Here is an 18,449-nt window from a genome sequence, read left to right as displayed (position 1 = left end):
AAAGTGGTGGAGGGAGCTGGATTCGAACCAGCGAAGGCTGAGCCGTCAGATTTACAGTCTGATCCCTTTGGCCGCTCGGGAACCCCTCCACGATAATTCTCTACTAATTCACTTCCGGTAAAAGGAAAGTGGTGCCGACTAACCGAGTCGAACGGTTGACCTACTGATTACAAGTCAGTTGCTCTACCAGCTGAGCTAAGTCGGCACTGCTTTAGTACGGGGCGAGATATTAGAGTAAGGTTTATTGGGATGCAACAATAAAATTAAAAAAAGTGTAAATTTTTAGTTTAAATGCTCAATATTCACGCGAAAACGCGTTTTTTGCACTTTTTTATACTGTTTCGGTTAATTCGTACCAATAATTCAATCCCTTCATTACGAGCAATGAATCAAAAATACTTCCTGCAAATTGCTGCTGCAATAGTGAGCCATAGCCACCAGCAAAAATAATTTGTGTTGCTTGTTCTGTTTTTTGAGCCGTTAAATTCAGCTTAGCTTGCTCAATTGCCCCGATGGTTGCCACTAAGGCACCATTTTTTAAACCATTTGGCGTGTTTTTACCCAATTCATTAGTAAACGGTGTTTTACCGTCATCAAAAACACGTTGGGTGTTTTGTGTAAGCGACGAGGTCATTAAATCAAGCCCGGGTAAAATCCAGCCACCTAAATGTAGGCCTTCACTATCGAGCACATCAATTGTTGTCGCAGTACCCGCATCAACAACAATACATGCTGTGTTTGGATATAACGTAAAGCCTGCAATAAGCGCAAGCCACCTGTCTATGCCTAAGTTACCCACATGCTCGTAAGCGCATACAAGATCTCCAAGCGTTTTGGTTACCTTGGCTTCAAAGCAAGTAATATTATTGCTAGCCGCTTGCGCGCGAATATCGTTTAGTAAATCACTGCGCCCTACGCACGCATAAATCACTTCAGTTATTTGTAACCAAGGCAGGTTATTTATATCTGCTGGTTGTGCTTGCTCGTTATGCCACAGCACAGCTTTTAGTGATGTATTTCCCACGTCGATCAGTAATCTCATACTTGCGCCTTTCTGAGGGATACTTCCCCACCGTAATAACTTTTTACTTCACCATCTTGGCGAATTCGTATTCCACCTTGAGGGTCAATACCTTCACATATTCCACGCCAGCTTCGGTGCCCTGTATTTAGCTCAACATAATCGCCAGCAAACGCATTAAGCGAATTCCATTGCTCATACATATCTTGTAAGCCAGTTTGACGATACTGCACTAAACGCTGCTCTAAATAATAAGTAAGTGACGCCACCAGCTGGTTTTTATCAAGCTTTTGAGTATGTTGATTTAAGTCGGTCCACGCTTGGTCTATATGTTGGCTAAAACTCTCAGGCATTTGTAAATTAATACCTATACCAATCACTAACTGACAAGGTCCTTGCGGTTGCCCATCTAATTCAACCAATACACCTGCAAGTTTTTGTTTATTTATATAAATATCGTTAGGCCATTTAAGCTCTACGTCAATTTGGTATAACGCTTTAATTGCATCATAAACAGCAAGGCCTACCGCAATTGATACACCCATTGCAGCTTGAAGCCCGTCATCTAAACGCCAAAAGTAACTGTAATACAAATTAGCGCCAAATGGGGATTGCCAAACACGGCCGCGTCGGCCGCGCCCTGCTTGCTGCATTTCAGCAACAATAACAGTGCCAGACTCAAGCGCTGTTTTAGCCTGTATACGGCGCATAAGCTCGCTGTTGGTCGAATCAATAATAGGGTGTACTTCTACATAGGCAGTATTAGCACCTAGCGCTTTGTAGTGCTGATCAATTTGTGTTTTATTTAAAAGGCCCACCTGACTATTCAAACAGTAGCCCTTGCCAGTCACTTTAAAAATATCCAAGCCCATTTCTTGTAACGTTTTGATATGTTTACTCACCGCAGCTCGGCTAATTCCTAGCTTTTCACCCAAGGCTTGGCCAGATACAAAGCCCCCTTGGTTAAGTGCATTTAAAATAGCGAGTTTGTTTCCATCAGGTGCTTTCATTGCTCAGGCTCCGCGTTAATATGGCATTCGCTGCGCGCATCTATTAAACGCACTTCGTGTTCTAGCATAATGCTGTAACGCGTATAAACCACTTGCTGAATGTGTTTAATCATTTTTATTAGGTCAATACCCTCACTATTTCCGTGATTAACAAGTACTAATGCTTGTTGTTGATGCACTTCTATACCAGCCTCACGGTGCCCTTTTAAACCACTTTTATCGATTAGCCAACCTGCTGCGACCTTGTGATGGCTTTGTCCATATTCGTAATGAGGTAAATCTGCAAATTCCTTTAATAGCTCAGCTAACTGCTGGTTGGTTATTATTGGGTTTTTAAAAAAGCTACCCGCATTGGCAAGTGTATGTGGGTTAGGTAATTTGCTATTGCGCGTTTTTATAACCTGATCGAATACTGCTTGCGGGGTAATGCTTGAGAGCTGCTGCAGGGGGCCATAACTTAATACTGGTTGCCATTTTTTTGGGAGCGCTAAATGCACTTGCGTGATCACCGCTTTATTTTTGAGAGCATTTTTAAATATTGAGTCTCTGTAAGCAAATTCACATTGCTCGTTATTTAGTGAGTGCATAGTTTTAGTGGTTATATCGAAGTATTCTACCAATTCAACAAATTTAGCTATCTCAACGCCATAAGCACCAATATTTTGTACCGGCGATGCGCCAACAGTGCCCGGTATAAGTGCTAGATTTTCAAGCCCGGGTATATTTTTCTCTAATAAATAACTGACTAGTTGATGCCAGTTTTCGCCTGCAGCAATACTTATTAGTGTGTCGCTCTCACGCTCGGTAATTTTAATGCCTTTTAAGGCTATTTTTATAACCGTACCCATGTAGTCATTTAAAAATACGGTATTACTGCCCTCGCCTAGCAAACAAAACGGTGCACTAAAACTTTGCGTTTTAAGTTGCTCAAGCTGAGTAATTTCAACAAAATTTTGGCATTGGCTATTTAATGCGAATGTATGTAATGAGTGTAATGAATGCGCCACAAAGCTCTCTAAAAATACCGGTAACTAATCGCAATAGTTTACCTCATCGTCGCAAATGTGGCACTAGATTGTAAAAATCACTCAACCCGCCGTGTCAATCGTGATATAAAACCAGCACTTTTTTATTTGTGTTCAGAGTAATGATGAAAATTAAACCTCTTTTTTTAAGCCTCGCTATGGCGGGTATGTGTTCGCAAGCAATGGCTAATGCGATTGACCAAAACTCGTATGCTAACCTTGATGATGTTGTTACTACTCACTTAAACCTTGATTTAGATGTCGATTTTGCCGACAAGCAGTTAGAAGGTTTTGTAGAGCATACTCTTCAGTGGAACAACAGCAAAAGTAGAACTCTCGTACTTGATACCCGCGACTTAGACATTGATAAAGTAATGTACAAAGATCAAAGCGGTAACTGGAAAAAAGCGACTTTTGATTTAGCTAAGCGAGATGATGTTAAAGGCTCAAAGCTTACCATTGTGTTTAAAAACCAAGCTGAGGTAGTTCGTATTTACTACAACAGCCGTCCTGAAGCATCTGGCCTGCAGTGGTTAACACCAGAGCAAACGGCAAGTAAAACGCACCCATTCATGTACAGCCAATCGCAAGCAATTCATGCGCGTAGTTGGATCCCAGTGCAAGATACACCCGCAATGCGTGTAACTTACTCTGCACGAATTCATACACCAAAAGATATACGTGCTGTAATGAGTGCTGATAACAAAGATGCGCTTTATAAAGATGGCGACTACATTTTTGATATGCCGCAAGCAATTTCACCTTACCTAATTGCTATTGGCGCAGGTAACTTAGAATTTAAAGCAATGTCGCATCAAACGGGCATATTTGCTGAGCCTACTATTTTAGATGCCTCAGTTGCTGAGTTTGACGACACCCAAGCCATGATCGACAAAACAAACGCTATGTACGGCGAATATGCATGGGGTCGTTACGACTTATTAATGCTACCGCCTAGCTTTCCGTTTGGTGGCATGGAAAATCCACGCTTATCATTTATAACCCCAACGGTTGTTGCCGGTGATAAAAGCTTAGTGAACCTTATTGCCCATGAGCTTGCTCATTCTTGGTCAGGTAACTTAGTAACTAACGCAACGTGGGAAGATTTATGGTTAAACGAAGGTTTTACCTCGTACGTTGAAAACCGCATTATGGAAGAAGTATTTGGTCATGACCGTGCGGTTATGGAACAAGCACTTGATTCAGCGTCTTTACGCGCACAAATTAAAACAATTGATGCACCAGATACACGCCTTAATTTAAAACTTAATGGCCGCGACCCAGACGATGCGTTTAGCTCAGTGCCTTACACTAAAGGTCAGTTATTTTTAATCTATCTAGAAAACAAATATGGCCGCGATAAGTTTGACCCGTTTGTAAAAGCATACTTTAAAGAATTTTCGTTTAAATCACTTACTACCGCGCAATTTGTTACTTACTTAAAAGCTAACTTAATTGAGAAGTACCCTGGTGTTGTAAGTATGGATAAAGTAAACGAATGGATTTTTGAGCCTGGCTTACCAAGTGATGCGCCAAACCCTACTTCTGATGCATTTGATAAAGTAGATACTGCAACAGCAGCATGGTTGAAAGGCGACACAACAGCAGCTCAACTACCAACGGCTGATTGGTCTGTGCATGAGTGGCTACACTTTTTAAATAACTTACCACGCGATTTAAGCATAGAGAAAATGAGCGAGCTTGATAGTGAATTTAACCTAACGCAATCAACTAACGCTGAACGTGCGTTTGCTTGGTTTATGCTAGCAGTAGGTAATGGTTATCAACCAATTTATCCTGCGCTTAATAAGCACTTATCAGGTATTGGCCGTCGTAAGTTAATTGTGCCGTTATATAAATCACTTATCACTAACGGTAAAAAAGACTGGGCACAAAGCGTGTACTTAAAAGCACGCCCTGGGTATCACCCTCTTGCGCAAGGTACTATTGACGCATTATTTGAATAAATAGCGTTAACTAGAAACTAAAAAGGGCCAAATTTGGCCCTTTTTGTTTTTCTGTTATTTTACTTTGTTACTTTTTCTAAAAAAGCTTTACGCTCTGTAGTTGTAGCTTGTTGCCACCAAAAATCAAGCATTTGCGGCGCACTTGGCATTCCTTTACCTGTAATTGGTGCTATCGGCTTTATTGGCTGACTAGGACGTGAAGGTCCTGCAGGCATTGTATTTTGCATTACCGGTTTATTGCTTGCTAGCTGCGTGTTAGAAATAACACTTAAAGGCTTAGCAACAGCGCTACTTTTTGCTTTTAAACTAACTTGTGGTGCTTCTGCAAATACTTTTGCAGATACTGAATTTTCAGCACGATTAAACACTAAGGTATAATCTTTACCTGCTTCAACAGTTACACTTACCCAAAATGGTTCCGACTCCACAACTTCATGCGTGTCATAATCATCTTCATATAAATCGGTGTACTTTAGCCTAAGCTGATAAGTTCCGGGAGCAAGCTCTACATCATCAATACGACTAAACAAAGAGCTTTCTAGCATTTTATCGCCCACTTGCAGTGGTACAAATTCTTCTGGAAAGTGAATATTCTCAGCATTAGCCGAAAAACTAAGTAGTAATGCAACTGCACTACTTATTAAAATTGGTTTAAGCATATTAACTCCTTTATTTGATTTCAGTTTGACACTGCTTTGAAAGTTTGTCATTAGTGAGCTTAAAATTCACAACACTTAATTAGGAACACACTATGAGCCAAGAAACTATTTTTACCAAAATCATTAATCGTGAAATTCCAGCAGATATTATTTACGAAGATGAAAACACTCTCGCATTTAAAGATATAAACCCACAAGCGCCATTTCATGTGTTAATTATCCCAAAAAAAGCAATTGCTACTATAAATGATATAAATCCTGAAAACTCACATTTAGTAGGCAACTTATACGTAGTTGCAGCTAAATTAGCTAAGCAACATAATTTTGCTGAGGACGGATACCGCGTAGTTATGAACTGTAACGAACATGGTGGGCAAACTGTTTATCACATACATTTACACATGCTTGGCGGTAAAGAAATGGGCTGGCCACCTTATCAAAATGTAAAAAAAGTAAAATAATTAAAAGTTTTTATTAAATTGTTCCACTCAATTAATTAGTTACAAATGTTATAATTTTCATAGTTATAAAGAATAAATAGTTACTTATTTGCAACATTTTGTGTTTAAATAATCGTAATATCGTATTTGTTATTGAGTACATCAGCGATTTTCTAATACAAAAGGTGTGGAAGTCGTGGTAAACTTAGTCAGTCAGCTTTATAAAAGAGTATAAAAAACATGAGCAGTTCAGCCTTTTTGTTATTAGATCAAGAGCCAATTAACACTATTGGTATTAACGTTTTAGAACCTTTGTTAAAAACGCAAGGCCTTGACGTAACCACAGGTACTAATATTTTAGACATACCTGAAGGGACTCGACTTTTGTTTATTGAAACATCAAGCAAGGATGCATGGGGAAAACTAAAAGAACAACTAGTAAACCTACGTATTAAATGCGATATCATATTATTTAATTTAGACGAAAACCCTGAGCTTGCTAATCGTGCATTGTTAAGCGGTATTCGTGGCGTATTTTACACAACAGATAACGCCGATGTATTAATGAAAGGTATTCGCTTACTACTTGAAGATCAACTTTGGTACCGTCGCGATATTATGTGTAATGCATTAAATCGTATGCTGCAATTTAATAAAGATGCGCTGCATAAACTAACCGAAGGTGATATTGAGCCTGTTAAACTTACTAAGCGAGAAAAAGCAATAATCTCACTAATGAGTAAAGGTTCGAAAAATAAAGAGATCGCAGAAGATTTAAGTATTAGTCCACATACTGTTAAAACACATTTATACAGCGCATTTAGAAAAACCAAATGTCGTAACCGTATTGAACTTCTATCGTGGGCACAACAAAATATCCCTGATGAAATTCGTTAATCAAATATTTAGTTTAAATTTAAAAGCAGACACTTAGGTGTCTGTTTTTGTATGTGCTATACACTTATTTAATACCAATTAGCTTAATTAAGTAATCTGTTTTGAGGATTGGTATAAGTGTATACTTTTGATAACCTTAGTTTAATAGCTACTTTGCTGGAATATTAATGCTCGACTCCTTCACTCTTTATTTTGCCAGCATCGCCATCATGGTCGTAATGACCTTACTTAACTTTTTGACATGGCGAACAAACAAACAAATATCGGGCACGCTGCTATACATTTTCTATCCCATATTGCTATTAGGCTCTGTTATTGGCTTTACTCTTGTTGGTGATACACATAATTTAGTAATTATTAGCGCTGCCAGTAGCATGATGTTTGCCGCATCAATAGTACACTGCCTTTCACTTAGTCAGTTTTTAAATTATCGCGGTATTGGTTTTAAATTACTCTGCTCAGTGACCGCTTTTTGCACTGTAATGCTTGGCTATTACACCTTTTTTGACCCATCTTTACACGAAAGAGTGATTGCATCCGATATACAACACATAGCAGAAGCCGGTTTTTTACTGTTTATATTTATCAAGTGTGCACGCAAACCCTATCCTAATGGCAGTATTGTATACATAACCATTTTAACGCTTGTTGCTTTAAGCTTTATTGGCCGCTCGTTATTTATGGATAACATTGAACAAAAAAATCTTTTAGTAAACGGCTGGTTTAGCTCTTTGCTATTTTTAAATGGCGTAATTGCTCCCATGTTTTATGCTGCAGGTATGGCGTTATTATGTAATGAGCGCAGAGAGCAGCACCTCAATAAATTAGCCGATAAAGCACAAAAAGATTTAGAAATACGCGGGCTCTTTTTATCAACTATAAGCCACGAAATTCGCACCCCGCTAAACGGTATTTTAGGCAGCGCCCAACTTGTTATGAACCAAACAAGTGATACCCGCAATAAAGCCTATTGCGAAGCGATTATAAATTCTGCCGAATCACTTAACTTATTGGTAGATAAGGTCCTTGATTACGCGAGCCTAGATCAAAGTGACGAAGCGCTTTACGAAGAAGATGTAGAGTTTAAAACATGGCTTAATAATTTATGCTTATTACTAAGCCCTCTCGCCGAGCAAAAGCAACTCAAGTTTGAACTAATATGTAATATTCCTGAGCAAGCCTGTTATTACTGCGACCAGCAAAAACTTAGGCAAATAATTATTAATTTAGTAGGTAATGCCATTAAGTTTACAGACCACGGAACCGTTAAAATTCAGGTTGATTTAGTATTAGAAAAACAACTTGAGCACACTATAAAAATTAGTGTCAAAGATTCAGGGCCAGGTATAGAAAATGATGAGATAGCCTACTTAACAGAACCTTATGTACAAAGTAGCGCAGGAAAAGAAAAAGGCGGAACTGGCCTTGGCTTAGCTATTACCAGTCGCCTGCTTGAAAAGCTCAGTAGCCGACTCGAAATAGCCAGCCAGCTTGGTACTGGTAGTGTATTTAGCTTTACCGTTACTTTTACTTTAGGTGAATTAAGCCTTGTAGAGCAGCGCCATCAAACTAAAGATTACTTAACAGGTCTTGATGTACTACTGGTTGAAGATTTAGATTTAAATCAAAAAATTGCTATAGAATTTATGGCCGACGATGAGCACAAAATTAAGCTCGCAAAAGATGGGAAAAGCGCCATAGAGCTCATGCAAGCTCACCACTTCGATGTTGTTTTGCTTGATATGAACCTACCTGATTTAACAGGCCAAGAAGTACTTAAACGTCTAAAACGCATTGATCATAAAAATCAACGAACTCCAGTACTCGCATTTACTGCAAGCCTTAGCCCTGACGAAGTAAAAGAATATTTAGAATTAGGAATAAAAGACATTGTAGGCAAGCCTATTAAGCACGAAAAGCTTCGCCAAGCACTTAGCGACTCTCAATCTAATCAAACTGCGAGTATTGCAGTAGAACTTATTGATACCTTGTATGACAAAACAGCGGCCGAAACACTCACCAGCTCATTTAGTGAAGATGAAGTATCGTCGATTTATAATGAGTTTGTGCTCTCGGCGCGTAACAAGCTAATTCGCTGTCAAAAGCTTATTGACCAACAACCAGAGCAATGCATTAAGCTTTTACATCGCCAAGCAAGTACCGCTCTGCAACTTGGTTTTAATCGCTATGGTATTGAGCTTAAAAAAATAGAACGTCGTTTACTCGATAAAAAGCCACACAACGATATGCTTGATGAAGCGTTAGATCTGTGGCAACGCAGCTTAGAGCAATATTTAAAGTTTGTGCGCGGGCAGTTAGAGTGAAATTAAAAAAGCGTTAAGGTTTTTTAAATTTTACTTTAAGTTAATCAAATCTCGCTACCTCTTCAAAGTTAAGACCTGTGAAACCATGTGCTCGCAAGGCACAAAAGAGGTTTAAAGTAATATCTTTATCATTTACACGAGAGTCAAAAACGTAAGTGCCTTCAAATCGGTCTTCTGGCATTTTAAATATGCAGCTATGCTTTGGTAGTTTTTCTTTTTTGAACACCGCTTTTTGTAATCCGATATTTAAACTTGGCAGCATAAAAGTACTCATCTCAACATTTAATATACCCTCTATTTTTCGAGTGACATTATAAAAGTACCAGTTGTCATCACCTACATAGAAAGGAAGTAACTCTCCCGAATCTTCGAAAAGTTCAGCTAACTCATTTGCAACATGATCCCTTATAGCAAGGCCTTGTAAATTAATTGCAGTGAAATCACCTAGGGGTGTCTCTTTTTCATTATTATAATGGGCACTAAAATTTATCAGTGTAGACTCTTTTGATGAACCATCAGGCTTCCATAGGTCAGGTTCACATAAAGCTTCGCTATCAGCGAAATATGACTCTGAAATGATTAACATCCGTCGTTATTTTATAAATTATTTTACTCATTAATATTGAAACGTCCTTTTTGGCATGGATCTGATTTTTTAACCCCTTCCATATTTATCATCAAATCGCTCTATATCGCTTTCATCAAGTACAGCACCGGTTTGCACTTCAATGACTATTAGCGGCTCTTTTTGATTATTAGCCAAGCTATGAATTTGTTTTGCGGCGATATAACACGATTGGTCGTGCGTTAGCGTATACGCTTGCTCATTAATACACACATCTGCAATACCCGAAACCACAACCCAATGTTCAGCGCGATGCTGATGGCGCTGCGTCGAAAGCTTAGCACCGCTGATAACAGTAATTTTTTTAACTTTAAAGCCAATGCCTTCAACCAAAGTACGGTAATTCCCCCATGGGCGAAAAACCACTTGATGATGGTTAAGTTTATCAGCCTGTGTTGTAGCAATTTGCTTAAGCAACAAAGGCAAAGAATCTAGCTCATTTTGGTTTGCAATTAGTGTGGCATCGTGGGTATGAATAATTGCTAAATTGCTTACTCCAAGCGTGGCAATAGTGTGTTCAGCCTCGTTAATAACTAAGTTATTAGTACTTTTTTGAGCCATATAATTAGCGTTTAAACTATTACCGTTTTTATCTTTTTTTGTAAGCGCATCAAGGGATGAAAAACTACCTACATCACTCCATTTTAAATCAACAGGCATAACAACTACGTTATTACTGCGCTCTAAAATGGCGTAATCAATTGAATCGCTTGGGCAGTGTTCAAGCGCACTGTTGCTTGGGCGGGTAAACCCTAAATCTTTAGTAAATTGTGCTGCTGCAGCGACACTCGTTGCTATTTTTGGCGCAAACCGCTCGAGCTCTTTTAAATAGGCTGCGGGGGTAAATAAAAACATGCCGCTATTCCAGCTATAACCACCTTGAGCTAAATAACGGTTCGCTGTATCTAAGTCAGGCTTTTCTTTAAATTGTGCAACATCGTAACAACCAGTTCCAGCAATAGCCGAGCCTTGTTTTATATAGCCATAACCAGTATGCGGTTCTGTAGGAGTAATAGAAAATGTAACTAGCTTTCCTTGCTCAGCAAGTTTTACAGCTTCTGGGAGCTTAGCTGTTAATACATCAAAGTTTTTAATATGATGATCGGCAGGCATCACTAATAGTGGACCGGTAATCCCATTTTGCAGTGCATAGTGGGCGGCTAATGCGATGGCAGGCGCGGTATTTTTACCTTTGGGTTCGAGTAATAATGCACTAGGAGTTGAGCTTGCAGCTTGCTCGGCGGCAATAAATCGGTGCTGCTCATTACACACTAAAATAGCATTATCAAACAACTCATTAGAAACACGCGCCAACGTACTTTGTAGCAATGACGTGTTTTCATTTAGTAGTGGTAAAAATTGTTTAGGCATTGCTTGGCGAGAAAGCGGCCACAAGCGAGAGCCTATGCCACCAGCTAAAATTACAGGAGTGATTAAAGTGTTCATAATGTATATTAGCCGCCAACAAAAATATCAGCGACTATTTTAACACTTTATTAGCTCTGCGCTAAATTAACCTGTCTATATTAATGTAAAAGGGTCTGCATCTAAATAGGTAGGAAACGTTGCTTTAAACTCATCCAGTGGTGCTTTTTCAAGTGTTATAGTAACTAGCTGCTCAGTGTTATCTTGCGCTTTAGTTAAGGCATCGCCTTTAAAGTCGTATACCGCTGTACCGCCATTGTGCGAGGCACCATTACCGTCTTCCCCCACGCGATTAACGCCTACTACGTAGCATAGGTTTTCCATTGCACGCGCCATAAGTAACGTATCCCAAATATGGCGGCGTACAGCAGGCCAATTTGCTACGTTTATCATTACATCGTAGTCGTTATTATTGCGTTGAAATACCGGAAAACGCAGGTCATAACATACTTGCGGTAATAGTTTAAAACCATTGATTTCAAAAACTTTGCGCGCTTGCCCTGCTACAACGTAGTCGCCCTCACTGCCTAAGCGAAATAAATGGCGCTTATCGTAATAACTCACCTCTCCATCGGGTTTTACCCAATAAAACCGATTTGCTTTTTTATCGCCTTGTGCAACAAGTACCGAACCCGCAATAACCGCATTATGTTTATGAGCCTGCGCTTTTAACCAAGTCAGTACTTTACCATTTTCGGGCTCTGCACAATCTAAATTAATAGCAAAGCCAGTCGAGAATGTTTCTGGCAGTAAAATAAGATCGGGCTGATGCGTAATTGCGTCAAGCTGTTTATTAAACATGGCTAAATTAGCGTCTTTATCAAGCCAATAAAGCGAGCTTTGCAATGCTGTAATGGTTAAAGTTGACATAATATTTGCGCAGCCTCTATGAGAGTGTTGTCGTTTTTAGCAAAGCATAAGCGAATTACTTTATCGGTTGGTGGTTTTTGATAAAACACACTTAACGGAATAGCCGCCACACCTGCTTGCTCAACTAACCAATGGCAAAATTCAACATCGTTTAAATCCGATACATCACTGTAATCTAATAATAAAAAGTAAGTGCCTTGGCTAGGTAAAATTTTAAAACGACTATTACTTAAATGGCTCGCTAATAAGTCGCGTTTTTGCTGATAAAACCCACTTAGCTCATCTATATGCTCGCCTTGCTGCTCGAGCATATCGGCAAGCGCATGCTGTGCGGGGGTAAAACTTGAAAACGTAACGTACTGATGAATTTTTCTAAATTCGACAGCTAAATCGGCAGGTGCAATACAGTAACCCATTTTCCAGCCCGTACTGTGAAACGTTTTACCAAAACTCGATACAACAAAGCTTTTGGCAAATAATTCATCATCGCGTAATACGCTTAAATGTGGTTGTTCATCAAACGTAATGTGCTCATATACCTCGTCGCTTATTACATACAAATTGTGAGTACCAACTAACTCTTTAAGCTCTTTTATATCTTGTGGCTGTAATATTTTACCGCTTGGGTTATGAGGCGTATTTATAATAATTGCACGGGTATTTTTAGTAATTACTTGGCTCACTACTTGCCAATCAATAGTGTAATTTGGCGCACTTAAAGCAATGTGTACCGACTTTCCACCAGCGAGTTCAATTGCGGGTTGGTAGGAGTCATATGCAGGGTCAAATACAATCACTTCATCACTGGGGCGCACGATTGTTTGAATAGCCACAAACAATGCCTCTGTTGCACCTGAGGTAACAGTAACTTGATCAGCTGCGTTTATAGCAGCTGCATATTTACGCTTTGCTAAATCAGCAATTTGTTGCTGTAATCGTGGTACACCACTTGAAGGTGAATATTGATTAACGCCCTGCTGCACATAATAATTTAACTGCGTTTTTAAAAGATCAGGAGCATCAAACTCAGGAAAGCCTTGAGAGAGATTAATTGCCGAAAACTCATTAGCCAACCCACTCATTTGGCTAAATATACTAACGCCTAAATTTGGTAATTTACTTTCAAACACGTGATGCCCTTAATGATGGTTTTGCGCTTACAGCGATGCTATCATTGCTTAAAACAGAAGTATAGCCGTCTAAAAACAATTAACTTTACGCTCATTAGTGAGGAATGTATGCAAAACAATACCGCTATTTCACAACTTATTGAAGCCGGAAAATGGGTTAGCCAAAAAGGCTGGGTACCCGCAACAGGTGGAAATTTTTCAGCTCGTACTAGCACTGGCTTTGTTGTTACGGCAAGTGGGCACGATAAAGGCTCACTTACGCAAGAGCATTTTTTGCAATTAGACCACCAAGGCGAGCGCCTAGCAGGAGCTGTAAAGCCATCGGCAGAAACACAATTACACCTAAGTTTGTATCAGCTTATACCTGATGCACAGTGTGTTTTGCATACTCACTCTGTAGCCGCCACCGTACTGTCGCAAATTACCCAAAGGCATCAGCTTGATTTAACAGGCTATGAAATGCAAAAAGCACTGAGCGGCTTTACTTCGCATTTAGAAACGCTGAGCATTCCTATTTTCGATAACGATCAAGATATTGACCGATTAAGCCTGCTGGTCAGTGACCATCATTTACATACGCCGATAGAGCACGGCGTACTGATACGTGGTCATGGCTTATATGCAGTAGGGCGTAATATTGATGAAGTTCGTCGCCACCTAGAAGCCTTAGAGTTTTTATTTAGTTGCGAACTAGAGCGCCTGAAAATAATCGGTATTCAAGCGGGAGTAACTAAATGATTAAAGCCATTTTAACCGACATCGAAGGCACAATAACCCGCATCTCGTTTGTTAAAGAGGTGTTGTTTCCTTACGCGGCAAAGCAGTTACCTACCTTTGTACGTGCCAATGCTGATAAGCCTGATGTAGCCGAGCAAATTAGTGCCGTGAAAGCCCTTGTCGAAAAGCCAAACGCCGATATAGAAGAAGTCATTAGCACTTTACTTACCTGGATTGATGAAGATAAAAAAATCACTCCACTTAAGCAGTTACAAGGCTTAATTTGGCAAACAGGGTATGAACACGGTGATTTTAAAGGTCATTTATACCCAGATGCATTTGATTTTTTACAAGCTCAACACAACAACGATATTACTTTGTATGTGTACTCGTCAGGGTCGGTAAAAGCGCAGCAGCTACTTTTTAAATACAGTGATTATGGCGACATTAGCAGCTTGTTTACTGACTTTTTTGACACCAAAGTTGGCGCAAAACAAGAACAAACAGCCTATAACACTATTGTTAAGCTATTACCGTTTAAAGCAGCAGAAATACTCTTTTTAAGTGATGTAGCCGGTGAACTTGATGCCGCGCAAGCTGCAGGCTTAAAAACACTACATTTAATTCGTGATGGGCAAGCAAGCACTAAAGCACACCCTTATATTAATGACTTTAGCCAATTTAAATTGGGGCAATTAGTATGAGCCAATTAACAGTGTATGCCGACAACAATGCAAACAAAGCACTTGTAAACACATCAAATGCTGATGATATTGCAAAGCAACTAGCTAAAGTAAACGTACGTTTTGAACAGTGGCAAACAAATGCAGATATTAATGAGCACACCACCCATGAGCAAATTATTAGTGCGTACAAAAGCGATATAGATCGGTTAAAAATCGAAAATGGCTATCAAACAGTAGACGTTATATCTCTAGCTAAAGGCAATCCTGCCGCTTCAGAGCTACGCAAAAAGTTTTTATTTGAACATACTCATAATGAAGACGAAGTGCGTTTTTTTGTAAAAGGCCAAGGGCTATTTTGCCTGCATTTAGGCAATAAGGTTTATCAGGTACTTTGCCAACAAGGCGATTTAATTTCAGTGCCTGAACTTACCCCACATTGGTTTGATATGGGAAGCGACCCTGAGTTTACTGCCATTCGCTTATTTAACAATACAGAGGGCTGGGTAGCAAAAAGTACTGACTCGTCTATTGCAGAGCAATTTCCGCTATTATCGTAAGTTAGTCATTCAAAACCTTGGTCCACACTAATAAACATAACGTGGACCAAAAATATCGCGAAGTTACTTAAGCTTTATGAGATCGCCATTTGCTACCTGACTTTGGTTATACACACCCGTATCTAACACCCACCCTGTGACCAGCTTTGCCGGCGTTATATCAAATGCAGGGTTATATACATTAGCATTGGTGGGCGCCCATAAAGCTTCGCCAAAGCTACCGCTAACTCCGCGCACTTCTTGAGGATTACGTTGCTCTATTTCTATATCATCACCACACGCGGTGTTGGTATCAAGCGTGGTAATAGGCGCGACCACATAAAATGGAATGTTATGAAAATGCGCTAGTACGGCTAAATTATAGGTGCCCACTTTATTAGCAAAATCACCATTGGCGGCAATACGATCAGCCCCCACTACTATTTTATCTACCTTACCTGCAGCCATTAAACTTGCTGCCATATTATCGCAAATTAATGTGTAAGGTATTTTCCAGCGCTCAAGCTCAAAGGCAGTTAAGCGACCGCCTTGTAATAATGGTCGTGTTTCATCAACCCACACATGTACGTTGCCATGTTTTTGCTGCGCTTTATAGATAACACCTAGTGCAGTACCAATACCAGCGGTTGCAAGCGCCCCTGTATTGCAATGAGTTAATACATTGTCGCCACTATTTATAAGCTCGGCGCCACGGGTTGCCATTCGTTCACACAGCTCAATATCTTCAATAAACAACCGCTCAGCTGTACTAACAATACCGGCAACATAATCGCTTTGCGTTAAAGCTTTTCGCAATGCCGCCATACAATGCATTAAATTAACTGCCGTTGGACGAGTGGCCTCTAGTTCATTGATTGCTTTTTCAAGCTCACTTTTTACTACCCCTTGTTCAGCTAAATACGCCACTAACAAGCTCGCGCCTAAACCAATAAGTGGAGCTCCACGCACTTTTAAGTTAATGATCAGCTCTTTCATGGTTTCTACATCATGGCATTGATGCCATACCTGCTGGTGAGGAAGTAAATATTGGTCGAGCACACTAAGCGACCCGTTTTCATATTTTAAACTGCTTGCGATTAAATTTTGCATAATGCTTAAGGTATTAAAAATACGTAACGTTATTTTACACCACTTTGAATAACTCTCAAGTTAGACTTATAGACATCTAAACATTTAAAGGTATAGAATGCTTAAAAGCTGATTTTTGAGATTTAAACCATGACTAACTATGTTGCTTTTAACGCACAGCGCGCTATCGATTACGTATCGACATTAATTGAATCTAAACAATGTAATTTTTTTGCTCAAGGACAAACCTTATCGGCATATGAGTTTGGCGATGGCAATCTTAATTTGGTATTTAGAATTACTGATGAGCAAAACAATAGCGTTATTTTGAAGCAAGCTCTGCCTTACGCGCGTTGTGTGGGCGAGTCGTGGCCATTAACACTTGATAGAGCTCGTATAGAAGCGCAAGTTTTGCTTAATCATGGCGCTATTTGCCCAACTTATACTGCTAGGGTTTTACATTATAGTGAAATGCAAGCGCTGACTATTTTAGAGGATTTAGGTAATTTACAAATACTGCGCACTGCACAAAATAATGCGGAGCAATTTCCTAAATTGGCGCAGCATGTAGCGACCTACTTAAGCCATACTGGCTTTTATAATTCAGATTTTTATTTAACCGCACAAACTAAAAAAGCACTCGTTAGTCAATTTACTAATCCTGAGCTCTGCCAAATCACTGAAGACTTATTTTTTAGCGATCCGTACATTGAGCACGAACGCAATAACTACCCAAAGCAACTACAAAACGAAGTTGATGCAATACACAAAAACAGCGTATTAAAGTTAGAAATAGCAAAACTAAAAGCTAATTTTTTATCTAACCCGCAAACATTACTTCATGGTGACATGCACAGCGGTAGCATTTTTGTTGATTGTAATAATACAAAGATGATTGACCCAGAGTTTGGTTTTTTTGGACCTGCTGGGTTCGATATTGGCTCTTTTATTGGCAATTTACTTTTAAATTACTGCGCACAATACGGGCATATTGGAGATTTTGTGGCTCGTCGTAATTACCAAACCCACTTATTAAGCACCCTTGTTGAATGCTATACCTTATTTGAACAGCATTGGCTTACGCTTATAAATGAGCACACTACTGAAGGTGCGCTAAAGGTTACAGGCTACGGTGAATACTTTATAAAGGGCGTATTACAAGACGCCATTGGCTACTGTGGTGCTGAGTTAATTAGGCGCACCATAGGGCTCGCACATGTAACCGATATAGATAGCATAAATGATGAGAAAGCGCGTCTTATAGTGCAAAAACAAACATTAGCACTAGGCGAGCAACTTATTTTGAATGCCCAAACATGCGACAACAAAGAAGCATTTTTTAGTTTATTAATAAGCCAATTAAACTAAAAAACATTAAAAAGGCGCTATTAGCTGTCTCTTGATCACAAGTTTGACTCAAGAGATTTTGCTAAATCGTAGCCTTCCAGGATGGCTTGTAACTTAAGCCATCCTTGCCATAACACTTTCACAGATGCACGCCCTGTGCGCTTGGTATCTTTCCAGCCTCCTAACTTTGCCAGTTCCTGATACGCCCATGACATATTTGGAGCAGTTTCAGGCAATGGTGTTTTTATTCTCTTTAACCACAATAACTTCCATGCTTTGGGAGATAACAGTTGTTCACAACTTGGAGAATCAGGCTGCTCATTGGTGAACTTTAGTTGCAATATTCGCGTCGCAATAAAGCCATTAATCGTCACCAATCTTTCCATGTTATCTTGGCTTTGAAGGCGTAAACTTTCGATATCCGTGCCATCACTTTTCCAGACTTTATGGTATTCCTCTACAAGCCAACGGTGCTCATAGTAGGTGATGATAGCTAAGGCGTCTTCTTTGCTGGTGACTGGTTCACTGGTTAATAGGTGCCAGCTTAAGCCGTTCTCAGCGTTTCCTCTCTCTGCACAGCCGACATAGTAAACTGGGAGGGAGCGTCCTTTCTTATTGTAAGGCGCTTTGAGTGTCACTGGCGCATAGGTGATATCCAGTGTTGCGCTTCGGGCTTTTCTT

General features: G+C 39.7%; 18 protein-coding genes and 2 tRNA genes. 8 read left to right on the top strand and 12 right to left on the bottom strand.

The window, feature by feature from the left end:
• Window positions 1-4: 4 nt before the first annotated feature.
• The 5 genes from I6E85_RS19970 to murB all read right to left on the bottom strand — a co-directional run bounded on the left by I6E85_RS19970 (window position 5) and on the right by murB (window position 3,038).
• Window positions 5-89: transfer RNA gene (locus I6E85_RS19970), tRNA-Tyr, on the bottom strand.
• 40 nt (window positions 90-129) lie between these two features.
• Window positions 130-205 (bottom strand) — tRNA-Thr (locus tag I6E85_RS19965).
• Between the two features lie 126 nt (window positions 206-331).
• Window positions 332-1,042, bottom strand: coding sequence for a type III pantothenate kinase (locus tag I6E85_RS19960; RefSeq protein ID WP_101163115.1), 711 nt, complete (start codon window positions 1,040-1,042; stop codon window positions 332-334).
• On the bottom strand, window positions 1,039-2,031 hold the full coding sequence (gene birA, locus I6E85_RS19955) for a bifunctional biotin--[acetyl-CoA-carboxylase] ligase/biotin operon repressor BirA (RefSeq protein ID WP_101163116.1): 993 nt from the start codon (window positions 2,029-2,031) through the stop codon (window positions 1,039-1,041). The genes I6E85_RS19960 and birA overlap by 4 nt, the downstream gene beginning before the upstream one ends.
• Complete coding sequence (murB, locus tag I6E85_RS19950) at window positions 2,028-3,038, bottom strand: UDP-N-acetylmuramate dehydrogenase (RefSeq protein ID WP_101163117.1); 1,011 nt, start codon at window positions 3,036-3,038, stop codon at window positions 2,028-2,030. The genes birA and murB overlap by 4 nt, the downstream gene beginning before the upstream one ends.
• Window positions 3,039-3,181: 143 nt before the next feature.
• Here murB and I6E85_RS19945 point away from each other — a divergent pair, with 143 nt between their 5' ends.
• On the top strand, window positions 3,182-5,023 hold the full coding sequence (locus I6E85_RS19945) for a M1 family metallopeptidase (protein WP_101163118.1): 1,842 nt from the start codon (window positions 3,182-3,184) through the stop codon (window positions 5,021-5,023).
• A gap of 59 nt (window positions 5,024-5,082) precedes the next feature.
• On the opposite strand, the gene I6E85_RS19940 is transcribed toward I6E85_RS19945, so the two are convergent.
• Complete coding sequence (locus I6E85_RS19940; protein ID WP_024589455.1) at window positions 5,083-5,682, bottom strand: DUF2057 domain-containing protein; 600 nt, start codon at window positions 5,680-5,682, stop codon at window positions 5,083-5,085.
• 92 nt (window positions 5,683-5,774) lie between these two features.
• On the opposite strand from I6E85_RS19940, the gene I6E85_RS19935 reads away from it, so the two are divergent.
• The 3 genes from I6E85_RS19935 to I6E85_RS19925 all read left to right on the top strand — a co-directional run bounded on the left by I6E85_RS19935 (window position 5,775) and on the right by I6E85_RS19925 (window position 9,343).
• A complete protein-coding gene (locus tag I6E85_RS19935) occupies window positions 5,775-6,143 on the top strand; it encodes a histidine triad nucleotide-binding protein (RefSeq protein WP_007579887.1) in 369 nt (122 codons plus the stop codon).
• A gap of 219 nt (window positions 6,144-6,362) precedes the next feature.
• Window positions 6,363-7,019: a response regulator transcription factor gene (locus I6E85_RS19930; RefSeq protein ID WP_004334929.1), complete on the top strand. Its 657-nt coding sequence runs from the start codon at window positions 6,363-6,365 to the stop codon at window positions 7,017-7,019.
• A 167-nt stretch (window positions 7,020-7,186) separates the two neighbouring features.
• The gene (locus I6E85_RS19925; protein WP_024589456.1) at window positions 7,187-9,343 is read left to right on the top strand and encodes a response regulator; all 2,157 of its coding nucleotides are present in this window, start codon (window positions 7,187-7,189) and stop codon (window positions 9,341-9,343) included.
• A gap of 40 nt (window positions 9,344-9,383) precedes the next feature.
• On the opposite strand, the gene I6E85_RS19920 is transcribed toward I6E85_RS19925, so the two are convergent.
• The 4 genes from I6E85_RS19920 to I6E85_RS19905 all read right to left on the bottom strand — a co-directional run bounded on the left by I6E85_RS19920 (window position 9,384) and on the right by I6E85_RS19905 (window position 13,393).
• Window positions 9,384-9,929, bottom strand: a complete 546-nt coding sequence (locus tag I6E85_RS19920) for a hypothetical protein (protein ID WP_231388424.1) — start codon at window positions 9,927-9,929, stop codon at window positions 9,384-9,386.
• A 69-nt stretch (window positions 9,930-9,998) separates the two neighbouring features.
• Window positions 9,999-11,414 (bottom strand): mannose-1-phosphate guanylyltransferase/mannose-6-phosphate isomerase, encoded by a 1,416-nt coding sequence (locus tag I6E85_RS19915; RefSeq protein WP_024589457.1) that lies wholly within the window; start codon window positions 11,412-11,414, stop codon window positions 9,999-10,001.
• A gap of 75 nt (window positions 11,415-11,489) precedes the next feature.
• The gene (locus I6E85_RS19910; RefSeq protein WP_024589458.1) at window positions 11,490-12,263 is read right to left on the bottom strand and encodes an amidohydrolase; all 774 of its coding nucleotides are present in this window, start codon (window positions 12,261-12,263) and stop codon (window positions 11,490-11,492) included.
• A complete protein-coding gene (locus I6E85_RS19905) occupies window positions 12,251-13,393 on the bottom strand; it encodes a methionine aminotransferase (protein ID WP_197237278.1) in 1,143 nt (380 codons plus the stop codon). The genes I6E85_RS19910 and I6E85_RS19905 overlap by 13 nt, the downstream gene beginning before the upstream one ends.
• A 108-nt stretch (window positions 13,394-13,501) precedes the next feature.
• Here I6E85_RS19905 and I6E85_RS19900 point away from each other — a divergent pair, with 108 nt between their 5' ends.
• From I6E85_RS19900 to I6E85_RS19890, 3 genes are read left to right on the top strand one after another with little or no spacing between them, the layout of a single operon-like run.
• A complete protein-coding gene (locus tag I6E85_RS19900) occupies window positions 13,502-14,131 on the top strand; it encodes a methylthioribulose 1-phosphate dehydratase (RefSeq protein WP_024589460.1) in 630 nt (209 codons plus the stop codon).
• Entirely contained in the window at window positions 14,128-14,814 is a 687-nt protein-coding gene (gene mtnC, locus I6E85_RS19895; RefSeq protein WP_024589461.1) for an acireductone synthase, read from the top strand. Before I6E85_RS19900 ends, mtnC begins: the two co-directional genes overlap by 4 nt.
• On the top strand, window positions 14,811-15,353 hold the full coding sequence (locus tag I6E85_RS19890; protein ID WP_197237277.1) for an acireductone dioxygenase: 543 nt from the start codon (window positions 14,811-14,813) through the stop codon (window positions 15,351-15,353). The genes mtnC and I6E85_RS19890 overlap by 4 nt, the downstream gene beginning before the upstream one ends.
• 63 nt (window positions 15,354-15,416) lie before the next feature.
• Here I6E85_RS19890 and mtnA read toward each other — a convergent pair whose 3' ends face one another.
• Window positions 15,417-16,442 (bottom strand): S-methyl-5-thioribose-1-phosphate isomerase, encoded by a 1,026-nt coding sequence (gene mtnA / locus I6E85_RS19885; RefSeq protein WP_197237276.1) that lies wholly within the window; start codon window positions 16,440-16,442, stop codon window positions 15,417-15,419.
• Window positions 16,443-16,571: 129 nt separating this feature from the next.
• Between mtnA and mtnK the strand changes: the two genes are divergently transcribed.
• Window positions 16,572-17,789 carry an S-methyl-5-thioribose kinase gene (gene mtnK / locus I6E85_RS19880; RefSeq protein WP_024607291.1) on the top strand — a complete coding sequence of 406 codons (1,218 nt, stop codon included), beginning with the start codon at window positions 16,572-16,574 and terminating at the stop codon, window positions 17,787-17,789.
• A gap of 35 nt (window positions 17,790-17,824) precedes the next feature.
• Here the strand turns inward: mtnK and I6E85_RS19875 are convergent.
• Window positions 17,825-18,449, bottom strand: a 625-nt coding sequence (locus I6E85_RS19875) for an IS4 family transposase (protein ID WP_197237275.1), incomplete at its 5' end; no start/stop codon positions are given.

Source organism: Pseudoalteromonas sp. NZS71, from assembly GCF_015864715.1.
In the GTDB taxonomy this organism is placed as follows: domain Bacteria; phylum Pseudomonadota; class Gammaproteobacteria; order Enterobacterales; family Alteromonadaceae; genus Pseudoalteromonas; species Pseudoalteromonas arctica.
Note: the sequence above shows the minus strand (reverse complement) of the source record. Positions and strands in the feature narration are given on the sequence as shown.